This window comes from Spirosoma sp. SC4-14 (genome assembly GCF_037201965.1).
Classification (GTDB): domain Bacteria; phylum Bacteroidota; class Bacteroidia; order Cytophagales; family Spirosomataceae; genus Spirosoma.
Genome location: NZ_CP147518.1, coordinates 582978 through 605935, shown reverse-complemented (window position 1 = coordinate 605935; position 22958 = coordinate 582978). Strand labels below are relative to the sequence as shown.

At 49.0% G+C, this 22958-nt stretch carries 18 protein-coding genes; 10 read left to right on the top strand and 8 right to left on the bottom strand.

The genetic code is table 11. The features are described 5' to 3' along the window. Positions 1-93: 93 nt before the first annotated feature. Positions 94-291 (bottom strand): hypothetical protein, encoded by a 198-nt coding sequence (locus tag WBJ53_RS02565; protein ID WP_338874480.1) that lies wholly within the window; start codon positions 289-291, stop codon positions 94-96. A 406-nt stretch (positions 292-697) separates the two neighbouring features. Here WBJ53_RS02565 and WBJ53_RS02560 point away from each other — a divergent pair, with 406 nt between their 5' ends. The 8 genes from WBJ53_RS02560 to WBJ53_RS02525 all read left to right on the top strand — a co-directional run bounded on the left by WBJ53_RS02560 (position 698) and on the right by WBJ53_RS02525 (position 11628). After that, positions 698-2509 carry an acyl-CoA dehydrogenase family protein gene (locus WBJ53_RS02560; RefSeq protein ID WP_338874479.1) on the top strand — a complete coding sequence of 604 codons (1812 nt, stop codon included), beginning with the start codon at positions 698-700 and terminating at the stop codon, positions 2507-2509. Between the two features lie 122 nt (positions 2510-2631). Next, positions 2632-3747 carry a Gfo/Idh/MocA family oxidoreductase gene (locus tag WBJ53_RS02555; RefSeq protein ID WP_338874478.1) on the top strand — a complete coding sequence of 372 codons (1116 nt, stop codon included), beginning with the start codon at positions 2632-2634 and terminating at the stop codon, positions 3745-3747. Positions 3748-3975: 228 nt separating this feature from the next. Further along, on the top strand, positions 3976-6282 hold the full coding sequence (locus WBJ53_RS02550) for a TonB-dependent receptor (protein ID WP_338874477.1): 2307 nt from the start codon (positions 3976-3978) through the stop codon (positions 6280-6282). 68 nt (positions 6283-6350) lie between these two features. Next, complete coding sequence (locus WBJ53_RS02545; protein WP_338874476.1) at positions 6351-7733, top strand: HmuY family protein; 1383 nt, start codon at positions 6351-6353, stop codon at positions 7731-7733. Positions 7734-7791: 58 nt separating this feature from the next. Further along, positions 7792-8664 carry an ABC transporter substrate-binding protein gene (locus WBJ53_RS02540; RefSeq protein ID WP_338874475.1) on the top strand — a complete coding sequence of 291 codons (873 nt, stop codon included), beginning with the start codon at positions 7792-7794 and terminating at the stop codon, positions 8662-8664. A gap of 5 nt (positions 8665-8669) precedes the next feature. Further along, positions 8670-9776 carry an iron ABC transporter permease gene (locus WBJ53_RS02535; RefSeq protein ID WP_338874474.1) on the top strand — a complete coding sequence of 369 codons (1107 nt, stop codon included), beginning with the start codon at positions 8670-8672 and terminating at the stop codon, positions 9774-9776. A 12-nt stretch (positions 9777-9788) separates the two neighbouring features. Further along, on the top strand, positions 9789-10598 hold the full coding sequence (locus tag WBJ53_RS02530; protein WP_338874473.1) for a heme ABC transporter ATP-binding protein: 810 nt from the start codon (positions 9789-9791) through the stop codon (positions 10596-10598). Between the two features lie 4 nt (positions 10599-10602). Continuing rightward, positions 10603-11628 carry a ChuX/HutX family heme-like substrate-binding protein gene (locus tag WBJ53_RS02525; protein WP_338874472.1) on the top strand — a complete coding sequence of 342 codons (1026 nt, stop codon included), beginning with the start codon at positions 10603-10605 and terminating at the stop codon, positions 11626-11628. Between the two features lie 82 nt (positions 11629-11710). Here WBJ53_RS02525 and WBJ53_RS02520 read toward each other — a convergent pair whose 3' ends face one another. The 4 genes from WBJ53_RS02520 to WBJ53_RS02505 all read right to left on the bottom strand — a co-directional run bounded on the left by WBJ53_RS02520 (position 11711) and on the right by WBJ53_RS02505 (position 16673). Continuing rightward, a complete protein-coding gene (locus tag WBJ53_RS02520) occupies positions 11711-12202 on the bottom strand; it encodes a heme-binding domain-containing protein (RefSeq protein ID WP_338874471.1) in 492 nt (163 codons plus the stop codon). Between the two features lie 77 nt (positions 12203-12279). Continuing rightward, positions 12280-13002 carry an ABC transporter ATP-binding protein gene (locus tag WBJ53_RS02515; protein ID WP_338874470.1) on the bottom strand — a complete coding sequence of 241 codons (723 nt, stop codon included), beginning with the start codon at positions 13000-13002 and terminating at the stop codon, positions 12280-12282. Between the two features lie 15 nt (positions 13003-13017). Further along, positions 13018-13545 (bottom strand): hypothetical protein, encoded by a 528-nt coding sequence (locus WBJ53_RS02510; protein ID WP_338874469.1) that lies wholly within the window; start codon positions 13543-13545, stop codon positions 13018-13020. Positions 13546-13652: 107 nt separating this feature from the next. Then, entirely contained in the window at positions 13653-16673 is a 3021-nt protein-coding gene (locus WBJ53_RS02505; RefSeq protein ID WP_338874468.1) for a hypothetical protein, read from the bottom strand. A 199-nt stretch (positions 16674-16872) separates the two neighbouring features. On the opposite strand from WBJ53_RS02505, the gene WBJ53_RS02500 reads away from it, so the two are divergent. Next, positions 16873-17865 carry an aldo/keto reductase gene (locus tag WBJ53_RS02500; protein ID WP_338874467.1) on the top strand — a complete coding sequence of 331 codons (993 nt, stop codon included), beginning with the start codon at positions 16873-16875 and terminating at the stop codon, positions 17863-17865. Positions 17866-17924: 59 nt separating this feature from the next. Here the strand turns inward: WBJ53_RS02500 and malQ are convergent, their stop codons facing one another. The 3 genes from malQ to WBJ53_RS02485 form a co-directional block, all read right to left on the bottom strand. Beyond that, entirely contained in the window at positions 17925-19517 is a 1593-nt protein-coding gene (gene malQ / locus WBJ53_RS02495) for a 4-alpha-glucanotransferase (RefSeq protein ID WP_338874466.1), read from the bottom strand. Positions 19518-19644: 127 nt separating this feature from the next. Continuing rightward, on the bottom strand, positions 19645-20781 hold the full coding sequence (locus WBJ53_RS02490; protein ID WP_338874465.1) for a DUF692 family multinuclear iron-containing protein: 1137 nt from the start codon (positions 20779-20781) through the stop codon (positions 19645-19647). Between the two features lie 42 nt (positions 20782-20823). Then, complete coding sequence (locus tag WBJ53_RS02485; protein WP_338874464.1) at positions 20824-20979, bottom strand: hypothetical protein; 156 nt, start codon at positions 20977-20979, stop codon at positions 20824-20826. Between the two features lie 420 nt (positions 20980-21399). Here WBJ53_RS02485 and atpD point away from each other — a divergent pair, with 420 nt between their 5' ends. Beyond that, positions 21400-22929 carry a F0F1 ATP synthase subunit beta gene (gene atpD, locus WBJ53_RS02480; RefSeq protein ID WP_338874463.1) on the top strand — a complete coding sequence of 510 codons (1530 nt, stop codon included), beginning with the start codon at positions 21400-21402 and terminating at the stop codon, positions 22927-22929. Positions 22930-22958: the final 29 nt, after the last annotated feature.

Genomic DNA, 22958 nt, shown 5'->3' with positions numbered 1-22958 from the left:
GATTTTCCTAAATAAAGGAGCTTTTAAACCATAAAAACCGGTGAATTAGCCGGTTTTTATGGTTACGGAATAAGTCAGCTCTGGCATGTTGATCTATGATTGAAGGCTAACGCCTGTTTGAGCCGGATGCTCTTCAATGACGAATGTTTTAATAGTACTCTGGTTCACCGCAATAACCGCAACCTGATACATTCCGGTGGCGAGCTCATCAATGATAAACTTCTGCTTAATGCCCTGACATAAATCTCCTGTACTAGTATACAACTGATGCCCGGCCAGATTGCGGAGCACAATGATCCCCTTCGCGGCTTCGGGACCAACAACTAGTTTAAGATTGTGGTCGTTAGTTATCGATACGTGAGCAACGGGCGCTTCATTAATGATGTTTTGAGTAAACGATGCAGTCCCAGCATCAAAACGAACATTTTTTTCATGGTCTGTTTGTGTTCACTGCGTCTAGGCCGTCAGATGCAACAAAGTTGTGCTTACCTGAACAGACCAGAAAATCAAAAGCGATGAGTACCGAAAAAAGTTAGACGACTAACAGTTTTTAGGGGATGAGTGAACGAGCCGCAGCAACCAAACAATAAATAGAACTATTCGTATAAAAATTAAAAAATAGTATGCTTGCATACTATTTTAAAAATGATTTAATTTGTTATTGATTAGTATGCACGCATAACAAACCCTATTTACCATGATCGCGTCGAAACAAAAAGCCTCCATAAAAGGTGGCGAATTTCTGATTAAAGAAACCGAAGCGTCACAAGTCTTTATTCCTGAAGAGTTTACAGAAGAGCAGATGATGATTGCCGCCAGCAGTCGCGAGTTTCTGGAACGCGAAATCTGGCCAAGACTTAATGAAATAGATAACGCAAAATCGCCCGCGCTGATCTCATCGTTAATGGATAAGGCCGGTGAGCTAGGTCTTTTGGGCACGTCGGTACCGGAAGAATATGGCGGTTTTGGCATGAACTTCAATACCTCGATGCTGGTGGCCGAAACCACCGGCGCAGGGCATTCATTCTCGGTGGCTCTATCGGCGCATACGGGTATCGGAACGTTGCCCATTGTTTACTACGGCAATGAGGATCAAAAATCGAAATACCTGCCCAAACTGGCCAGTGGTGAGTGGAAAGCAGCCTACTGCCTCACCGAACCCGACTCTGGCTCCGATGCCAACTCTGGTAAAACAAAAGCCAAACTGACAGAAGATGGTAAACACTACCTACTGAATGGCCAGAAAATGTGGATTACCAATGGTGGCTTTGCCGATATATACATTGTTTTTGCCAAAATTGAAGAGAACGGTCAAACCGATAAAAACCTGTCGGCCTTCATTGTCGAGCGTTCGTTCGAGGGCATTACCATGAACGAGCCTGAGCACAAAATGGGTATTAAAGGCTCAGATACCCGGCAGATTTTCTTCAACGATTTGAAAGTACCGGTCGAAAACCTGCTCTCGGAGCGAGGCAATGGATTCAAGATTGCGGTTAATATTCTGAACATTGGCCGCATTAAGCTGGGTATTGCGGCTGTTGGCGGATCGAAGGAAGTCATCAACAACGCCGTTCGGTATGCCAACGAGCGCAAACAGTTTAAGACAGCAATTTCTCAGTTTGGCGCCATCAAGCACAAACTGGCCGAAATGGCGTTGAAAGTGTATACCTCTGAAACGGCCAGCTATCGCGCCGGACAAAACATCGATGATCTGATTGAAGATCTGAAAAGCCAGGGAATGGAAGACGGGCCAGCCAAACTAAAAGCGCTGGAACAGTTTGCTATCGAATGTGCCATCATGAAGGTTCACGGTTCCGAAGTACTGGATTATGTGGTCGACGAAGGCGTTCAGGTGTATGGCGGCATGGGCTACTCGGCCGATGCACCCATGGATCGGTCTTACCGCGATGCCCGCATCAATCGGATTTTCGAAGGTACTAACGAAATCAATCGGATGCTGGTGGTAGACATGCTGCTGAAGCGGGCCATGAAAGGCGAACTCGATCTGATGGGTCCGGCTATGGCTGTTGCGAAAGAAATCATGTCGATCCCGGATTTCAACACCGAAGAAGAAGAAGGTATTTTCGTAGCCGAAAAGAAAGTACTCCGGAACTTGAAAAAGGCAACCTTGATGGTAGCTGGAGCTGCCGTTCAGAAATTCATGATGACCCTTTCCGACGAGCAGGAAATTCTGATGAATATTGCCGATATGGCCATCGAAATTTATGCTGCCGAATCAGTCTTGCTACGGGTCGAAAAATTGATCGGTATCAAAGGCGAAGAAGCAGTTATATTACAAAAGCAGATGGCGTTGGTGTACCTGCACGAAGCCGTCGAGAAAATCAATAATGCTGGCCGCGCTGCCATCACCTCATTTGCCGATGGCGACGAACTCCGGGGTATGCTGATGGGGCTGAAACGATTCACGAAAATTGAGCCCATGAATCTTAAGGATGCCCGTCGTCAGATTGCCGATGCTATGATTGCTGAGAATAAATACATTTTCTGATTAGCAACAAGTCAGAGCATTTATCACAAAGCCTCACTTCGAAATAAGTGAGGCTTTGCTGTGTAGGTAGATAACGTATCTGACGGCCTTTTCAGAGCGAGTTACCTAAACACAACTCTATCATGCAACCAACCTATCTGTCACGTAGAAATTTTCTGGCGGGTCTTGGTGTATCAGCGCTTACGCTGCCAGCACTGACCGATGTTTTTGGAAATCCTATTCGACCCCATCAGGGTCGAAAACTAGGTATTGCCTTAGTCGGCCTGGGCTATTATAGCAAAAATCTTCTGGCTCCCGCATTGCAGCAAACTCAGTATTGCCGGTTAGCAGGTATCGTTACGGGAACACCGGCAAAGGCCGAAGAATGGAAACAGAAATACAACATTCCTCAGGCCAACATATACGATTACAAAACGTTCGACCGTATTGCCGATAATAAAGACATCGACGTTGTGTATGTAGTGCTGCCGAATTCGATGCATGAAGAATATGTAGTACGGGCAGCTAAAGCCGGGAAACACGTCATCTGCGAAAAACCGATGGCTATCACCGTTAAAGAGTGTCAGAACATGATTGACGCCTGTAAGAAGGCCAATAAACAACTGGCTATCGGTTACCGGCTCCACTACGAACCATTCACAAAAGAAGTGATGCGTCTTGGACAGGAGAAGGTTTTCGGGCCTATTAAATTTATCGAGAGCAGCGATGGGTTTCGTATTGGAGATCCGAGCCAGTGGCGGATGAAAAAGGCAATGGCTGGCGGTGGCCCCCTGATGGATGTAGGTATTTATGCCGTACAGGGTGCTCGTTACGTGACGGGCGAAGAGCCGATTTCGGTTACAGCCCAATTTTCGCCTAAAACCGAACCTGACAAATTCAAGGAAGTGGAAGAAACCATGTTCTGGCAATTCCAGTTTCCGAGCGGAGCGGTGTCGAATTCTACAACCAGCTATACAGCAGGTATTGAACGGCTTCGGGCATCCTGCGAGAAAGGCTGGTTCGAACTGTCGCCCGCTTTTGGCTACGGACCACTAAAAGGAATGACCAGCAAAGGCCCCATTGAACAGCCTGTAGTGAACCATCAGGCCATGCATATGGATGGTGTGTGCAAAGAACTGCTCGACGGTAAACAACTTCCTGATCATGTGACAGGCGAAGAAGGCCTGCGCGACATCCGACTGCTACAGGCAATTTATCAGGCCGCAGAAACCGGGCGAAAAATTACATTAAAAGCTTAAAATCAAGCATTTACCTATTTCGCTCAAGTCCCGCCTGGCGGGACTTTTTTTGTTTATACCTCCTCAGCCAGCTCTCCTCCCAATCAATTTATTCAGATAAATTCTAAATAAGCTTGCATTCCAGAAGGTAGTACGGTTATATTTGTATCATTATTTTTAATAAGTCTAAATAAGAATAGAGTTAAGCTTACAACAAATTTCCTCTACTCAATAGCCAGATTCATCATCATGATAAACCTATATATCCGTTCTCTATGGAAACTGAGTGTATCGATCGGATTAATAGCTCCCGGCCTAAAGGCTCAACCACCGCAGGAAACAGGCCGTGTTGAAGGGGCGGTTACGCTGAGCAACAACTCGCCGGGTGCTTTTGCCACGGTTCGGGTCATAGATAGTAAAATAGGCACAACAGCCGATGAAAATGGTAAGTTTTTACTAGCAGGGCTCGCTACCGGAAAACATATTGTGCAGCTATCGGTCGTTGGCTATGAGTCTGTCCGGCAGGTAGTTTCAATATCTGGCAATAAAACCCTGCATATTTCCATTCGTTTACAGGCCGCTAATACTCAGTTGAATGAAGTAGTAGTAACGGGGCAGTATGAAGCGCAATCGCTCAAAAAATCGGTCTACAATGTGCGGGTCATCAACAGCGAACGCATTCGTTTGAGGGCAGCGACCAATGTGATGGGCGTACTGAACAACGAACTGGGCTTTCGCTTCTCAAACGACCTGACACTAGGCACAACTGATGTGCAGCTAATGGGCATGTCGGGACGCAGCGTAAAAATTCTGCTCGATGGCTTACCAATGGTCGACCGGGGCGACACCCGCGAGAGCCTCAACCAGATCGACATCAACAGCATTGAGCGGATTGAAATTGTAGAAGGCCCGATGTCGGTATCGTATGGCTCCGATGCCCTGGCTGGTGTCGTTAACATTATCACGAAAAAACCGGGTAACGAGCGGCTGGGCGTTACGGCCCGAATTCAGGAAGAAACTGCCAATAAAGACTACAAGCTGCTTACCAGTCAGGGATTGCATATGCAGAACGTTGGTGTTACCTGGCAGCAAAAAGGCTGGAATACATCGGCCGGGATTACCAACAACACGTTTGGTGGCTGGCAGGGCCTATCGACAGGACGCGTAAAAGACTGGCTACCTAAAAATCAGTTGTTTGGTCATGGTAAGATTGGCTACCGTACCGATAATCTGAATATTTACTATCGGCTCGACGCACTCAAAGAAGATTTACTAAGTCAGGGAGCAGAAAATGCAAACACGCATCAGGCCCGCGACCAGAGGTATATTACCTATCGGTATGTACACCAATTGCAAAGCGACTGGAAAATCAACGACCGACTGCAACTCAATGGGCAGGTGTCCTATACAGATTACCAACGCCGTACGCAAACGACAATTTTGGATCTACCGACTGGTCGGCGAACGCTTTCACTGGGAGAAGGAGAACAGGACCTATCTAAATTTGCCAGTCAGACCTACCGCGCAACAGCTTCCTACAAAATTTCATCAGCCGTTTCGCTCCAGCCCGGCATCGACATCAACCTGGATGCGGCTTCGGGAGCCCGCATTTCAGGCGCGCCAACCATCAACGATTTTGCCTTATTTGTTTCGTCAACGCTTAATCCAACTTCCCGCATCAGCATCCGGCCGGGTTTACGCTTCATTAAGAACTCGGTTTATGATGCACCACCGACTATTCCTTCCCTTAACACCAAATTTGCACTCACACCTGCTCTCGACCTACGGTTAGCCTATGCCCGAGGCTTTCGTTCGCCCGCACTACGCGAATTGTATTTCAACTTCTTCGATGCCAGCCATTCAATCATTGGCAATCCAAACCTTAAGGCAGAAACCTCAAACAGTTACAACGGATCGCTGGTCTGGCAGGCCAGCCATAAAGTGAAATCGACACTTGCCTTTTTCTACAACGATTTCAATAACCTGATCAGCTACGGGATCGATCCCGCCGACCCGCGCATTTCGATGACCATCAACATCGATAAATTCAAAACGACGGGTATGACGCTGGAGAATGTCTTCACCTGGAACGCCTTACAGGCTACAGTGGGCTTCTCCTATATTGGCCGCTACAATAACCTTCTCGCAACACCCGACACAACAACCTATACCGACGGGCAATTGCCAACGTTTATGTGGTCGCCCGAAGTAACCACGAACCTTACCTACACCTTCCGCAAGTTCGATACTAAGCTTGGTCTCTTCTATAAATATTCGGGCAAACGCCCAAGCTATCTGGCCACAGTAACCGCCGATAACCAGGCATCGGCAACGCTAACCGAACTAGCCGCCTTCCATTGGGCCGACGTTACACTCACCAAACCCCTGACAAAGTATTTGACGCTTACGACAGGCGCCAAGAATTTGCTCAACATTACCCGCCTGGCTAACACATCGCCCGATACGGGTGGCGCGCATAGCGCCAGCGGCCCGGCTCCGGTCAGTTATGGCCGGTCTTACTTTCTCAGACTCAGCTTCCAGTGGTATAAAAAGTAACCCGCCTACGAACCTCCTTAGAACTACTCAATGAAATCAGGCACATTCTCGCAACTAGTTTATACAACATGAAAAAAGCAATCGTATTCGCACTCCTTATGGCCGTTGGCACTTTAAACGCCTGTAAAGAAAGCGACCCACCACTACCCGATAATGTAGTGCAGTTTGAAAGTGCCGAACAAGGCATTGATGCCGCCACTCAGGAAGCAACCATCAGTCTGAAATTGTCCAGAGCCGTTGATGCAGCAACACCTGTAACTGTTCAGCTAACGCCAACCGGCGTTACGTATGGCACCGAATTCACAACCACTCCGGCTGCCACCGGTAATGTTCTTTCGCTTACGGTTCCAGCCGGTAGCAACGAAACCTCATTTACGCTGACGAAAGCCAGCAATATTTTCCTGAGCGGTACCGAAACCATTGCTTTTTCGATCGCATCGGCCACCAGCCCCGTTCTGATAGGAGACACAAAACAGCTCACAGTCAAATTTACATCTATTGTGTCGGCGGGAACGGCGCTTACGCTCGATGGCGGGCCGGGCGGTTCCAGCGCCATAAACTCCGTGTTTGTCGATCTGAGCAACAATGCGGCTACGTCGGTCAAACGATCGGGTTGGGATTTGGGCTTTTACTCAGGCGATGATTTTCGGGTAATGCTCAATAATACGACCGGAGCAACCGCTATTGCGCTGAACAAAACCGATTTAACCCAGGTAACAGCCACCGATACAACTGGCCTTGCACTCACGCTCGGTTTCGATCCATCGGGTCTGAAATTAGTCGATGATGTATCGGGCGACATTACCAAAACGGTGATTCCGGCTATCTCGGCTACCGATGCCGATAATAAGGTTTACATTATCAATCGGGGAACAGGCGGTTCAACGCCAGCCAAAGGCTGGATAAAAATCCGGGTATTACGCAACGGAACCACTGGTTACACGCTACAGTATGCCGGTGTTCAAGAAACCACATTTAAAACGGTTTCGATTTCGAAAGATGCGGCCTACAATTTTAAATACGTTTCGTTCGACTCAGGCGCACTGGTCGATGTCGAACCGGCTAAAACACGTTGGGATATTGAATGGACCGGCGCAATCTACAAAACCAGCGATGGTACCAACGACATTCCGTACTACTTCGCCGATCAGGTGTATATCAACTCACTCGCTGGCGTAACGGCCGCTGAAATTCTAACCAGCACGGTTTCCTATGAGGCCTACGCCGAAAGCAATATTGCCACTACTGCGTTCAGTAGCGATAAGCATGTGATTGGTGCAAACTGGCGTGCAACAACCGGAACCGTTGGCGTCAAAACTGACCGCTTCTACGTCATTAAGGATGCCGCAGGGAACTTTTATAAACTCCGGTTTATCAGTTTCGCTTCGCAGGATGGTGGCGAACGGGGCAAGCCAACGCTTGAATTCAAATTGGTTAAGCAAGCGTCCTAACGCATTTGTCGAACCGTCCTGGAACGGTTCGACATTTCCTCATTAAACGAGAATCACCATGAAAAAACAAGTTGCTATCTTCCTGTGGCTGGCTTGGTCTGCTAGCTTTCTGGCAACTCTTCAGCCAGCAAATGCCGGTAAAAGTCCAGAAGGCGACCCCATTCGAATTGTTTCGCTCGATGGTACGGTCAGCGAAATTCTTTGCGATTTGGGACTACAATCGCACCTGGTCGGCGTCGACGTAACCAGCACGTATCCTGAATTCGTACAGAAGCTTCCCAAAGTTGGCCATAACCGGACTATTTCGGCCGAAGGTGTTATTTCGCTTAAACCAACGCTCGTATTGACGTCAGAAAATGCGGGAACAAAGCCAGAAGTGATCGAACAGATCAAATCGGCAGGCATCAAAGTCATTATATTCCAGCAGGAATATAGTGTGGTCGGTACGCGAAAGCTCATTCAGGATATAGCTACGACATGCCAGGTAGGTTCGCGAGCAAAACCGTTGTTAAAAAAGCTGGATACCGATCTGGCCCAGCTCAAAAAAGCTCCCAATATGCCAAAGGTGCTATTTATCTATGCGCGGGGCACGGGCACCATGATGGTTTCGGGTCGGGGAACGCAGGTCGATAAGATGATCGATCTGGCGGGAGGTGTTAATGCTACATCCAGCTTCGAAAATTACAAACCGCTCACGGCCGAAGCCCTCGTTACAGCTAATCCTGATGTGATTCTGCTCTTTGATAGCGGACTGGAAAGTTTGGGGGGAGTAGAAGGTCTGGCCAAAGTACAGGGTATTGCCCAGACCAATGCGGGCAAAAGCGGCCATATTATCACAATGGACGGTCATTTGTTAACCGGTTTTTCTCCTCGCTTAGGCAAAGCCTTGCAGGAATTAGCGCAGAAGATCTCCCGGAAACCCAAAGTATGAGTGCAATGAATACAGCCGCAGCAACTGTTAATCCGGTGTCAAGTGTACGCCCAACCCCCAAACCAACAATCAGTACGGTGTCTAAACCGTGGTTGATGCCCCTATTGATAGGTGCTCTGTTGCTGACCATAGTGGTATCGGTAGGAATTGGGGCGCTATACGTTTCACCGTATGAGATAGGGCTGATTTTTGCCCGGTCGCTGGGCTATCCGGTAGCGGTCGATGCAACGAAAGAAGCAATTCTGCTGGCCATCCGATTACCGAGAGTATGTCTGGCGGTTCTGATTGGAGCTGGGTTGTCCATATCCGGTGCTGCTATTCAGGGACTTTTCCGCAACCCGCTGGCCGATCCGGGTCTGATTGGCATTTCGTCGGGTGCATCGCTGGCGGCAGTCCTGATGATTGTTCTGGAAGTTACCTTTTTCCAGACGCTGACCGGCATTTTTGGTATGTATGCTTTGTCGATCGTGGCTTTTTCGGGTGCCTGCGCTACAGCGTTTCTGGTCTATCGAATTGCCCGCATGGCCGGTAAAGACCTGATTACGACCATGCTCCTCACCGGTATTGCGATCAATGCACTGTCGGGGGCGCTAACGGGCATCATAACCTACCTGGCCACTGACGAGCAGCTTCGCACCATCACGTTCTGGACTCTGGGTAGCCTGGGGGGAGCTAGCTGGACGTCGGTACTAGCCATTTTGCCCTTCACCATCTTGGCGCTGGTGGGCATTCCCCAACTGGCTAAATCACTGAATTTGCTGGCACTGGGCGAAAGTCAGGCAGTTATGCTTGGCGTCAATATAACGGCGCTAAAACGGCAGGTCATTATTTTTTCGACGATGGCCGTCGGCACTTCGGTGGCTGTTGCCGGAATCATTGGTTTTGTGGGACTGGTGATTCCGCATCTGATTCGGATGGCAATCGGATCTGACCACCGACGAGTATTGATCGGATCAGCATTGGGCGGGGCCGTTGTGCTAACCCTTGCCGATTCGCTCGCCCGAACCATTGTAGCTCCCGCCGAACTACCGATTGGCATTCTGACGGCCTTGGTTGGTACACCGGTCTTTTTATGGATTCTCTTACGCGAACGGCGTCAAACAACAATTTAAATTATCCATCAGATGCTGGAAGTCAACAACATATCCTATCAAATCCGCAATCGACAATTGCTGGACAGGGTTTCGTTCAGGGCTAATTCGGGCGAGTTAGTAGCCATTGTGGGGGCCAATGGCGCTGGCAAATCAACGCTACTCAAGTTATGCACACACGAACTTAAGCCCTCTATGGGCGAAATTCGGCTTCGGAATAAGCCGCTTCAGCATTATTCAGAAAAAGATCTCGCGCAATTTCGGGCCGTTTTGCCGCAGCAGAATGCCGTTGCCTTCCCATTTCTGGTCAGCGAACTGGTTCTGATGGGTCGCTATCCGCATTTTGAACTTCATCCATCAGAACTCGACTATGCTCTTGCCGAAATGGCACTTAAGAAAGTGGGGATGTGGGAGTTTGCTTCCCGCGTTTTCACAACGTTGTCGGGTGGAGAACAGCAGCGCGTACAATTGGCTCGCGTGCTGGCCCAAATCTGGAATGTCCACGAAGGCATTCTGTTTTTAGACGAACCTACCACCGGCCTCGACCTCCTGCACCAGCACCAAATGCTGGAACTAGCCCGCGAGTTTACACAGAAAGGCTTTTGCATTGTAGTGATTTTGCACGACCTCAACCTGGCCGCCCAGTATGCCGATCAGATCGTTATGTTGCGAGCCGGGCGCATTGAAGCTATCGGACATCCTCAGAATGTAATTACGGTCGATACTATAAAGCGCGTGTTTGATTTAAACGTATGGCTCGTTGAGCATCCCGAAATGGAATGCCCCATGATTGTTCCTCAAAAAAACCAACTCTATACAAGTAACCGCCCAAACCATCCATAAACCAATGATTACAACACAAAGCCTCCGCGGACGCTGGGAAGCGCTCAAACAGGAAAACCCGAAAACCCGAATCCGTGATGCTGCCCAACAGCTCGACGTTAGCGAAGCCGATCTGCTGGCTACGCAACTGGGCGAAACCGTTCAGCGCCTGGAAAGCGATTTTCGCCCATTGCTCAAAGACGTGCCAACCTTAGGCTATGTGATGGCATTGACCCGCAACGACCACATTGTTCACGAACGCAAAGGCGTTTACGAAAAAGTGTCGTTCAATGAGCAGACTGGTCTGGTACTCGGCCCCGATATTGACCTGCGCCTGTTTATGTCGCATTGGCATTTTGGCTTTGCCGTTAACGAAAATGGGCGCAAAAGCCTTCAGTTCTTCGATCAGGATGGCACAGCCGTCCACAAGATCTACCTGACCGATCAATCGAACGAAGAAGCTTATGAAGCACTCGTTCAAAAATACCTCGCTATCGATCAAACATCGGATCTTGTAACGATTCCCTATCCCGAAAAAGAAGCAGAAAACGCAACCGACGCCATTGATATACTGGCCTTTCAGCAAGAATGGCTGGCCATGCAGGATACGCATGAATTTTTCGGTCTCCTACGCAAATACAAACTCGCCCGAGAGCAGGGTATCCGGCTGGCACCAAACGGACACTCGAAGCTAATTTCTATAGACCAGCTTAAAACCATTTTCGAAACCGTAGCCGAACGGCAGTTATCGATTATGATTTTCGCGTCGAGTCCGGGCTGTATTCAGATTCATACGGGGCCCATCAAAAAACTGGTAAGTATGGGACCGTGGTATAATGTGCTTGACCCTGAATTCAATATGCACCTGCGCGAAGATGCCATTAACAGCATTTGGGTAACCCGCAAACCAACCAAAGACGGTATTGTAACGGGTCTTGACCTGTTTGATAAAGACGGCAACAGCATTGCACTGGTATTCGGCAAACGCAAACCAGGTGTTCCCGAAATGAAAGAATGGCAGGAGGTTGTGAACCAGATTGTAGCGGTTTAAACAGTTGCTAGTGTCCACATAGACACAGAGGCCACAGAGTTTTAATTTCTCTGTGGCCTCTGTGTCTATGTGGACACTCAACTTAATGTTCTTCGTGATGATGTTCTTCTTTTTCATCGGCTGGTGCCGGAATCTGGTTCCGCAACTGACTAGCCCAATTGGCGATGAGTTTGGCATTCTCCGGGCTAAGTTTCGCATCGTGATGAATCCAGAGATACGACTCTAACGGCATCCAGCCGTCCGTAACGGCCTCTCCTACTTCTTCCAGCTTATGTCTGGCTCTTTTGGGCGAATAGGTCGCAAATTCGGAGAAGTTCAATTCGTCTTTCCCTTCCTCAATATGATGGGCCAGCCACCACGCTATGGGTTGAATATTATCATACCACGGATAAGTTGTATTGTTGGAATGGCAGTCGTAACAAGACCGGCTCAACACGTGCTGCACATCGGTCGGAACTGTGTATTTTGTGGCAATGTCGTTAGGCGATGGCCCACTAGACTGGTTTTTCTCGGGCCGGATAAACTGAATAAGCACCAGCACTACCAATAGGCCAATAAGGATATTACGAAGCATAGGTTTAACGGATTACGGCTCAATATACTACTAAATAGTAGGAAGAGCCATTGCTATCAAATCTACTTCCGTATAGCTTATTCCAGCGACTGCATCAGGGCATTGGCTTTACGGATATTGGTGTTAACACGATCAGTTTCGATCAGGCCATCACGCAGGCGGATAATCCGGTGGGCATATTCGGCAATATCTTCTTCGTGTGTCACCATAATTACCGTATTTCCTTTGCTATGAATCTGATCGAAAAGGTCCATAATCTCGTATGAAGTCTTCGTATCGAGGTTGCCGGTTGGTTCATCGGCCAGCAGAATACTGGGGTCATTGACCAGTGCACGCGCTACGGCCACCCGCTGCCGCTGCCCCCCCGACAGTTCATTGGGCCGGTGGCCCGCGCGGTTCTCTAACCCAACGTTTTTGAGCGCCTGCATTGCCTTTTCTGTGCGGTCGGCTTTGCTATAACCGGCATAAATAAGGGGCAAAGCTACATTTTCGAGCGATGACTGACGGGGCAGCAGGTTGAAGGTCTGGAAAACGAAGCCAATTTCTTTATTGCGAACCTCGGCGAGTTCGTTTTCGCCCATTCCGCTAACGTCCTGCCCATTAAGAATATATTGCCCTGACGTTGGTGAATCGAGGCACCCAACAATATTCATCAGTGTAGATTTCCCAGACCCCGACGGGCCCATAAAGGCTACGTATTCGCCTTTCTGAATGCTGATGGTAATAGACTTCAGCGCTTCCACAACTTCGGCGCCCATTACGTACCGTTTGGCAATATTCCGGGTTTCAATAATATTCATGTCTCATAAAGGAGATTATCGGGAAGCAACAACCGCTGCTCCGGCAACAAGACGGCGACGACGCTGAAAATAATTTCGAATAAATAATCCGGTCAGTACAACAAGATGAATGGTGGTGGCGGGTATCTCTTCATTAATTTCAATATCGCCAGCATCCTGAAAAAACTTGCGGGTCAGCTCATAACTGACGATTTCTTTTTCGGGAAAGCCATCGGGTCTTTCGCGAATCATATCCCATTCGCGCATCAACACATTATGGCGTTTCCAGAGATAGCTTTCGCCCGTGGTTAACTTCAGCTCGGCCCGTTTGCCAAACGAAAAATCGATCTGGCCAACAATCTGGTTATTGTTATTCAGATCGTAAATCTTGACCGAATGCACAATAAAGCCCTGAACATCGAATTGTAAATGTGTACTTTTCAGGCTGGCCTCTACATCCCGGCTGGCAAAATTGCGGTGCATTCCACCCACAATCTGCCCGTCCTGCACAATCACCACATCGCGGCTAAAGGCTTCTTTCAGCCAGCTTAATTTCCGATCCATACTCCAGCTCAGGTTAGATTGAACTCGTGCAGATACTTTTGTTTCCAGGATAAGGTTTGACCCCTTGCCCAGCTACGAACGAAAAATCTATTTCTAACAAAGCTAACTTATTGCACGAATTTTTGGCGGCTGTTTTCGATTGACGCCAGTTTTTCCTGATAAATTGTCAGAAACGCCTGATAATCGGCAGGAGTTGCGGCAGCCTGCAACTTTGTAAGACCTGTTTCGGCATAGTCGCGCAGGCTCAGATCAAGGCACAAACTGATGTAGGTTTTGAGTAGTTCGGGTTTATCTTCGTTGAACGGCAACGCCCGAACAACCAGATCATAAGCCTCTCTGGATTGTTTCTGTTGCGCCTGTAGCTGCGCCGTTGCCGACACGATCTGCGCATTGAGCGGGGCAAGTTGCACCGCCTGGCGATAAAACGTCTGCGCTTGGGCAAGCTGGCGGGTACGTTCATACGTTTGCCCAAGCCAGTAATCGCGTTGGGCTTCAAACTGGGGCAAAACTGCTTTTTGAGCCATGGCTTCGGCTGCTCCAACACTCCGCCGGAACGCGGCCAGCCGAATGGCAGCTACGGTGCGCATGGAGGTAGCCAACGGACTAACCTGCACAGAGTCGGGTAGCCCGGCCAGTACCAGTTGCGCATTGCGCCATTGCAATTGATCCAGAAAATCGTTTGTTAAGGCCACTCCCGCTACCGTTTTCAGACTCGGGTTCTGAATGGTTTCCCAGTAGGCTCCCCGGTTTCGGTCGTCGACTCGGTAGAGTACATAAAAGGCCTTTTCCAGATCGGTTTCTGGCTTCCGCTCCTCATATAGAACCTGCTTCAGCATTGTTATGGCCGGGTCTGCTTTGGAGGCCGTTTCCCAAAGCCCCTGCGCCAGTGCCAGATCGTTGGCCTTTGTGAATGCCAGTGCCCGATAATATATTGACGTTGTATCTGCATTATAGCCAAATTGTTCAGCCGCCCGCCGGTACAGACCTTGCTCCATTAGCCACATACCGGTCAGAGAACGATAGGATGCTCCATGCTGCTGGTCACCTTCGGCCAGTTCGCTAATCAGGTTGAAGGCGTCGGTGTGGTTGTGCCGGTCATATTCGGCTACGGCACGGGCCAGCAACAAATCGTCACCAAAATCCTGATTGGCCGGTTCGCGAATTAGCCGCTGTAGTGTTCTGGCCAGGCTTGTATCGGGCCGTTGAGCACTGAGTGAATAATTATACAGACTGGCAAATCGGCCTACACTTAACCCCTGATTAACCAAGTCTGTATTGAGCCATTCGGGGGTAATGGGCTGAGTAGTATCGGTCTGCGCTACCATCCGCAAAGCCAGTGCATTCGCCTGATACGACTCGTAGGTAAATTTATCGGTATGCTCCATCAGCGTCGAATCGGCCAGCAATACGCGCGGATTTCGCGCATAAAATGCCAGCAAATTCGACTCCGGCACTTCCCGTCGACCAGCATTGTCGGTAGCCGATTTGAGGTAATAATAGGCCGAGTCGGCAACACTCGTTCGGGCGTAGAGATACCCCAGATTATTCTGCAATTCGCCACTATGCGGAAAAGCCCGCAAACCACGTTGCAGCGCCTTCACGGCTTCAAAGAATAAGTCAGTTTGCAGATAGGCCTGACTAAGACCCGCATAATCCTGCGGATTAGGTTGTTTCAGAAGGGCCTGTTGAAAATAAAAAGCGGCAGCCGTCTGGTTATTCTGTGCCAGCGCCTGCGAAGCCAGCGAGTAGTTTGATTTATGGTTCTGAAACTCCTGCTCCAGCGCCAGATTATAGAACGCATTGGCCGATGCCGATTCCTGACTAGCAGTATAATAATCGGCCAGGCCATTGTAGTAGCCCGCAACCCCCTGCCTAAACGTAATCAGGCCACCCGACGCCAGCAGCCCCGCAATCGCAAAGACACCAATGATACGGAACAGGCTAAGTTCAAGGCGTTTGGGTTTGTATAGTATCCGATAAACGGGCAGATTTTGCTGATAAATTGGGTAGAAGTTAATGACAGTATAGATCACAAAACACAAACCCATTGCCAGATGTGTGTATACAATAACATCTTCAAACATCTCCACCAGTGGGTCGTTAGCTGTGGCAAATGCAAAAGCCATCGTTAGGGTTGCCAGCAAGGCCAGCCCGGCATACAGATACGCGCCTGCGTCGCGAAACGAAACGGTTTCCTGCTGATCCAGCAGCCGGCGGAAACCCCATATCCCCAGCGTTACCGACACCAGATACACAATAAACGGACTAATCGACAGCACATCCCAATCGATGTATTTAGTGTTTTTCAGCCAGATAAGTACCAGATTGATCAGATACAAAAAACTTACGAACAGAAAATTGTTGATCCCTAATGCCCGGCGCTGGCCAACCTGAACGGCATTGGTTTCTGACCGGCCAGCCGACGTAATCCAGACCAGTCCGGCAATAATTTCGGGAGCGATAAAAAAGATAAATCCAATACTGATAACCAGCAATACGGGCAAGCCATAACTCACCACAATCATAGCCGGAAAAGCGACTGGCGTCAGAATACTCAATAGCACAACAACAACAAGGGTCAGCAATCCGAATGCTGCCAATCGGATTGTAATGGGATGATCGGCCCGAAACGCGTGGAAATAATAACTGACAGAGCCAAACAAAAAGGCAAGAATCAGGAACAGATAGTTTCCGCCCAGGCCTGGAATTTCGAGCATTTCCCACCGGAAAAATGCCAGCCCCAGAATCAGAATGGCCATACTGATCAAATACCGAACCCGGTCGAAACGCGTTAGGGCGCTAATCAGCAACACAAAGCCAACACAGACTCCAATCAGAAAAATTGTTGCTACCGCCGGTTCGATTTGCATAGCCGATGCGACAAACTGTTCGGAAACGGCATAGGCTTTGGCCCGGAGCGGAAAATTGAACAGCCCATCGGAAAACGTTCGAAAGGTAGTGGGCAACTCATTCAGTTCGCTCAGGACGTCCCACCGAACCACGTTATGCAAACCCCGTATCCAGGCTATAAGAAACAGAATCAGACTACCCAGAACACAAAGAAGACTAGCAACGTAGGAAAACCGGGTATTCCGGCTCCACGCCGACCAGAAAAATAAAGATGACATGCAATAGAAACGTCAGTGACAGATAGTTAGTGTTCGCAGGAATTTCCGGCTTAAAAACGATCAGAAAATTATTTTTCTGCGAACTTCCGCTTTTATCGGCGAATATCAGCGTACTCTTTCCTTTCTGCAAACGCTGGGTAGCAACAAAGTGAGCTTATTTTCACTTTACAGGAAGGATTTCATCATTTATCAATCACACATGAACTACAGACAACTGGGCGATTCTGACTTACAACTTTCGGTTATCACATTTGGAGCCTGGGCCGCTGGTGGCTGGATGTGGGGCGGTACCGAACGTAAAGAGGCCGTCGACGCCATCAGGGCATCGTATGATTTAGGCGTAACCTCCATAGACACGGCTCCAGTTTATGGGCAGGGTACCAGCGAAGAAATTGTAGGCGAAGCTATTAAAGACCTCCCGCGCGACAAGGTACAGATTCTGACTAAATACGGTATGCGTTGGGATCTGGCCAAAGGCGATTTTGGCTTCAAAAGTCAGGACAATGCAGGCAATCCCATCGACATTTATCGTTATACGGGTAAGGAAAGCATTATGAAAGAATGCGAAGATAGCCTCAAACGCCTGGGCACCGACTACATTGATCTCTACCAGATGCACTGGCCCAACAAATCGACACCTATTGACGAAAGCATGGAAGCCGTTTTGCGTCTGATCGAACAGGGCAAGGTCCGTCAGGCGGGGGTTAGTAATTATACTGTTGAGCAAATGCAACAGGCCGAAACGGTGGTTAAGCTGGCATCAAATCAGGTTCCGTTCAGTATGTTGAATCAGGCCATAAATGATGCAGTGGTTCCTTACTGCCTTGAACACACAAAAGGGATTCTGGCCTATAGCCCAATGGAACGCGGGCTGCTAACCGGAAAAATTAAACCGGGCCATCAGTTTGCCGAAGGCGATCACCGAGTCAACTATCGTTTCTTTAAGCCGGAGAATATTGCCAGAGTCGATGCTTTTCTGGAAACGCTAAAACCCCTGGCCGACGAAAAAAACGCCAGCCTGAGCCAGTTGGTTATCCGATGGACCATTGAGCAACCCGGCATTACGGCAGCCCTGGTTGGCGCTCGCAATACCGAACAGGCCGTTCAGAATGCAAAAGCCATTGCCGTTACCCTCTCACCCGATGAGCTGAACGTCATCAATCAGCAAATCGGCCAGCTCGAACTGGTATAATAAACGAGCCCGCAAGGATGTTCTGATCGTTGCGGGCCATTCCAGCATCTTGTCTAAAATTACGAACCTTCGGCTCTACCCGTCATTTTGGTTAATTTAAGTAGTTGCTCAGCTACATCGTCGGTCAGTTGGCCAGGCAATAGCCGCCATTGCCAGCTCCGCCCACCAAATCCGGGCGTATTCATCCGGCTCGCTTCGTCCAGTTTCAGAATGTCCTGCACAGGTATAATGGCCAGCCGAGCCACCGACTGCATCGTTAATCGGCAAACCTGATCGACCACATTGTCGCTGGTTATGGGTATACCGAAGTAATCGTCGAGTTTTTGGCGAGTTTCTTCGGGTGCTTCATGATACCAGCCCAGGGTTGTATTGTTGTCGTGCGTTCCCGAATAAACCACCACGTTTTCGGTATGATTATGAACCGCATGAGTCGATGTGGGCAAGTCGTCGCTAAAGCTAAATTGAATCACCCGCATACCCGGAATGCCATAATGCCGCAAATGGGGCTGTAAATCGGCCGTACGTGTACCCAAATCTTCGGCAATAACAGGCAGGTGGACAAACTGGCGGTACATGGCATGCATGAAGGACTCTATGGGTGCCTTTACCCATTCACCAACTTTAGCCGTTGGTTCGCTGGCGGGTATTTCCCAATAAACGGCAAAGCCCAGGAAGTGATCGAGCCGGGTCAGGCTATAGAGCGACATTTGATGCCGTATTCGATGAATCCACCAGGCAAAGCCCGTCTGCTCATGCGCTGCCCAGTTGTAAATGGGGTTGCCCCAGCGCTGCCCATATTCGCTAAAATAATCGGGCGGAGCTCCGGCTACATACAAAGGTTGAAAATTATCGTCAAGCTTAAACAGGTGCGGATTTGCCCAGACATCGGCGCTATTGAACTGCACATAAATAGGGATATCGCCAATGATGTGAATCTTCCGTTCGTAGCAATACGCAACCAGTTCGTTCCACTGCCGCAAAAAGAAGTATTGCAGCACTTTGGTCACCTCAATCTGCTCCCTGAGCAACGTCGTCTCTCTGGCCAGCGCGTCGGGGTCACGCCGGACAACGTCTTCCGGCCAGCGTATCCAGGTCGATTCGCCTGTTTGTTCCTGCATGGCCGTAAACAGCGCATAATCGTTTAGCCACTCCGCGTGCCAGCCGCAAAACCGCTCATAATCGCTTCGCTGGGCAGGTGTTGCATTCTGCAGAAAAGCTTCGGCAGCCAGTTGCAGCAAAGGTCGTTTTTTGATCCAGGCCGCATGAAGTGTAGAGGGAGCAATAATAAGTGGCCCTGCCAGCACACTCGATGCCGAATCACTAGACACTGTTGGCGCTTCACTAATCGACACGTCGCGAATGGGTAGTTCATTGAATACCGACAAATCGTCCTGATTCAACAAATTTTCCTCAACCAGCTTTTCCAGGCTAATCAGCAGCGGGTTTCCGGCAAAAGCCGATGGACTGCTATAGGGCGAAAACCCGGCCCCAGGGTCGACTGGTGAAAGCGGAAGAATCTGCCAATAGGTTTGTCCGGATGCGTGTAAAAAATCGGCAAAGCGATAGGCTTCCGGCCCTAAATCACCGACGCCATGCGCCGAAGGAAGCGATGTAATGTGAAGCAGCAGGCCACTCGAACGTTGTTGAAGCATTCCCAGTTAGGTGTTGGTGGTATGTTCTTTACCCTAAATTAACCACCAAAGTCTAGCTGTGTTCTAAACTATTTCCGAATCAGCCTATTAATTTGATTTATCGAACAAAATCGACTAGCTCTCCTACTTACGTAAATCCATTTTTCCACTTCCGGGCAATGGCAATAGCCGTTTCGAGCATGTGCGGCTCCCATAATTCTATATGCCAGTCGGAATTGGCCAGACTGGATTTGGCCAGTTGATCGGCCGCCTGTTGGTAATCATCGGCCGATTCCAGAATCTGCGAAAGCTCTCTCTGCTGCTCGTGTAGGTCATCATCTTCTATCGGAGTCTGATCGAAATTGAACAAGAACCCAGGGCTAAACAATTGCAGATCCGTTTTATTCCGCTGCTGTTCACAGGCCCGGATAATGGCATCCATCCTGAAAAAATCGCGCTGAAACTGTGCCCGGCTGGTTTCGGTAGCCAGACTGACTCCTAGTTGTTCGAGCACTACATAGCGAAGATTCGGGCAAAGTGGTATGGCTGTTTCCAGTAATTCGAAAACCGATGCAGGTACGGCTCCATCGTGTGTGTCACGCCTGATTTTTTGCTCGGGTTTACTTAACGATTCGCTCCAGCTCCCACCCGACAGATGAATTTCGCGAACACGATCGAGTGGGTATAATCGAAGTAATTCATCGACCGCCAGATTGAAATTATGGAGCTGGCAGTAGAAATTATGCAGATCAAGGATAATAAAACCGTTGACGGGTTCCAGCAATCGGTTCAGAAATTCGCCGTGCATTTTCACATCGTCGGGCGTATAGGCGAAGGCCAGGTTTTCGAGCCCAACCGGGCACTGGCAGGCATGCTGCAATCGGCGGAGTCGATCCTGCCCTAAAGCCAGCGTTGATGCCGTAAACGGAACGCTAAGTGGTGCCCCCCGATGAAAATCCTTTCCGGTCAGAAACCCAAAGTGCTCGGTGATATGATCGAAGGTGTACTGATTCGACACAGCATTAAGCCAAACAAGCCATTCCTGCTGCTGCGGCAACCATTTCCCGGAGAAAAGAGAGAAGAAAACACCATGACCAATTAAACGGTTTTCGCGACCGAATGCTGTCAGTAATTCAATAAACCATTCGGGTAGCTGCTCCTGCTGGTATAACGTATCGAACGACCACTCAATAGCCTGAACGCGCTCCGACTCAAACAAAGGAATCGACGCTGCCAATACATTCGACTCCAGATTGCAGGCAATAGACGACCGAATAACCGCCATATATGTTTCTAAACAAACAGATTTCTGATTGCAAGGCAGTTGTTAACCCATGCCACAGGCAGGACAGTTGTAAGGAATTTCCTGCTTTTCGGCCTTGGCTTCTTTCGGTTTAATTGTTTTGGTTTTAGCACATGAACTAACCGTTGTAACGGCAACAGCCACCGCAATGGTCTGGAGAAGAGCTTTGGAAAGTTTCATTGTATTGCAGTTTATTATGAATCCGCTGAAAACCGATCGAAAATAAGTAAGGCGTTTCATTCACAGTATATTTAGACAAAACCTACCCGTGCAAATGTTGTCAACAAAATTCTGTATAGATATAAAGCAGGAATCCATTACAGCCCAACTGACTCCTTATTTTCCTTTCTGAACAAATAGACCCATTTCTTCGGGAAAGGGTTGATCCTATAGCTAAATTTTTCTGTATTCTGGCTTTTGTACAAATTTGGTTTTTGCTCTATTCTGCCAATTCAAAACCTAAAAACCTTATTGCCAAACCCATTCCGGTTTTCATCAACCAGAAAATGAGCAAATAGTGCCTTGACCTTACGCGGTTTTTCTCCTACTTTTGCAGTCCCAAACAATGGGCAACATTTCAATAAGCTACATCATATACAAATGAGTACGGCAACGGCAGTCAATACGGGTAAGATTACGCAAATAATCGGGCCAGTTGTGGACGTGAGTTTCGAAGGCGAAGGCACACGAATTCCGGCCATTCTGGACGCCCTTAAAGTAACTAAAGCCAATGGGCAAGAGGTCATTCTGGAGGTACAACAACACCTCGGCGAAGACCGCGTTCGCGCCATCGCCATGGACTCGACCGACGGCCTCTATCGCGGCTTAGACGTCGTTGACCTTGGGCATCAAATCACTATGCCAACGGGCGAAAATATTCGCGGACGGCTTTTCAATGTGGTTGGCGAAGCCATTGATGGTATCCCTCAACCCAAAACTACGGGAGTAGGTTTGCCAATCCACCGCTCAGCCCCCAAATTTGAGGATCTTGCAACCTCTACAGAAGTACTCTTTACCGGTATTAAAGTAATTGACCTGCTCGAACCATATGCAAAAGGCGGTAAAATTGGCCTCTTCGGTGGTGCCGGTGTAGGTAAAACGGTATTGATTCAGGAGCTGATCAACAACATTGCGAAGGCCTATTCGGGTTTGTCGGTGTTTGCTGGTGTGGGCGAACGTACCCGCGAAGGAAATGACCTTCTGCGCGAAATGATCGAAGCTGGTATTATTAAATACGGCGAAGGCTTCAAACACTCGATGGAAGAAGGCGGCTGGGATCTGAGCAAAGTTGATCTCGACGAGCTAACCAAGAGCCAGGCTACTTTCGTGTTCGGTCAGATGAACGAACCCCCCGGAGCCCGCGCCCGCGTTGCTCTGTCGGGTCTGACCATTGCTGAGCACTTCCGCGACGGTGATGGCGAAGGTGCCGGTCGTGACATTCTGTTCTTCGTTGATAACATTTTCCGCTTCACTCAGGCCGGTTCGGAAGTATCGGCTCTGCTGGGTCGGATGCCATCGGCGGTAGGTTACCAGCCTACGCTGGCTACCGAAATGGGTGTTATGCAGGAACGTATTACGTCGACCAAGCGCGGTTCGATTACATCGGTACAGGCCGTTTATGTACCGGCCGATGACTTGACCGACCCAGCTCCGGCTACAACGTTTGCTCACCTGGATGCCACAACAGTATTGAGTCGGAAAATTGCTGAGTTAGGTATCTATCCAGCTGTGGACCCACTCGATTCGACATCACGGATTCTGACGGCCGAAATTCTTGGCGACGAGCATTACAATACGGCTCAGCGCGTGAAAGAGATTCTGCAACGCTATAAAGAATTGCAGGATATTATTGCCATTCTGGGTCTGGAAGAATTGTCGGAAGAGGACAAACTGGTCGTAAGCCGCGCCCGTCGGGTACAGCGCTTCCTGTCGCAGCCGTTCTTCGTTGCCGAGCAATTTACAGGCCTGAAAGGGGTGCTGGTTCCTATCGAAGATACCATTAAAGGCTTTAATGAGATCATCGACGGCAAGTATGATCACCTTCCAGAAGCGGCTTTCAACCTCGTTGGTACGATTGAGGACGCTGTTGCGAAGGGTGAAAAAATCATGCGCGAAGCTGGTCAGATGTAGTCTCTTCCCGTATACGATTTAATGAACAA

Coding starts and splice junctions, on each gene's coding strand:
- WBJ53_RS02560 (WP_338874479.1), top strand. CDS start 698: ATGATCGCGTCGAAACAAAAAGCCTCCATAAAAGGTGGCGAATTTCTG.
- WBJ53_RS02555 (WP_338874478.1), top strand. CDS start 2,632: ATGCAACCAACCTATCTGTCACGTAGAAATTTTCTGGCGGGTCTTGGT.
- WBJ53_RS02550 (WP_338874477.1), top strand. CDS start 3,976: ATGATAAACCTATATATCCGTTCTCTATGGAAACTGAGTGTATCGATC.
- WBJ53_RS02545 (WP_338874476.1), top strand. CDS start 6,351: ATGAAAAAAGCAATCGTATTCGCACTCCTTATGGCCGTTGGCACTTTA.
- WBJ53_RS02540 (WP_338874475.1), top strand. CDS start 7,792: ATGAAAAAACAAGTTGCTATCTTCCTGTGGCTGGCTTGGTCTGCTAGC.
- WBJ53_RS02535 (WP_338874474.1), top strand. CDS start 8,670: ATGAATACAGCCGCAGCAACTGTTAATCCGGTGTCAAGTGTACGCCCA.
- WBJ53_RS02530 (WP_338874473.1), top strand. CDS start 9,789: ATGCTGGAAGTCAACAACATATCCTATCAAATCCGCAATCGACAATTG.
- WBJ53_RS02525 (WP_338874472.1), top strand. CDS start 10,603: ATGATTACAACACAAAGCCTCCGCGGACGCTGGGAAGCGCTCAAACAG.
- WBJ53_RS02520 (WP_338874471.1), bottom strand. CDS start 12,202: ATGCTTCGTAATATCCTTATTGGCCTATTGGTAGTGCTGGTGCTTATT.
- WBJ53_RS02515 (WP_338874470.1), bottom strand. CDS start 13,002: ATGAATATTATTGAAACCCGGAATATTGCCAAACGGTACGTAATGGGC.
- WBJ53_RS02510 (WP_338874469.1), bottom strand. CDS start 13,545: ATGGATCGGAAATTAAGCTGGCTGAAAGAAGCCTTTAGCCGCGATGTG.
- WBJ53_RS02505 (WP_338874468.1), bottom strand. CDS start 16,673: ATGTCATCTTTATTTTTCTGGTCGGCGTGGAGCCGGAATACCCGGTTT.
- WBJ53_RS02500 (WP_338874467.1), top strand. CDS start 16,873: ATGAACTACAGACAACTGGGCGATTCTGACTTACAACTTTCGGTTATC.
- malQ (WP_338874466.1), bottom strand. CDS start 19,517: ATGCTTCAACAACGTTCGAGTGGCCTGCTGCTTCACATTACATCGCTT.
- WBJ53_RS02490 (WP_338874465.1), bottom strand. CDS start 20,781: ATGGCGGTTATTCGGTCGTCTATTGCCTGCAATCTGGAGTCGAATGTA.
- WBJ53_RS02485 (WP_338874464.1), bottom strand. CDS start 20,979: ATGAAACTTTCCAAAGCTCTTCTCCAGACCATTGCGGTGGCTGTTGCC.
- atpD (WP_338874463.1), top strand. CDS start 21,400: ATGAGTACGGCAACGGCAGTCAATACGGGTAAGATTACGCAAATAATC.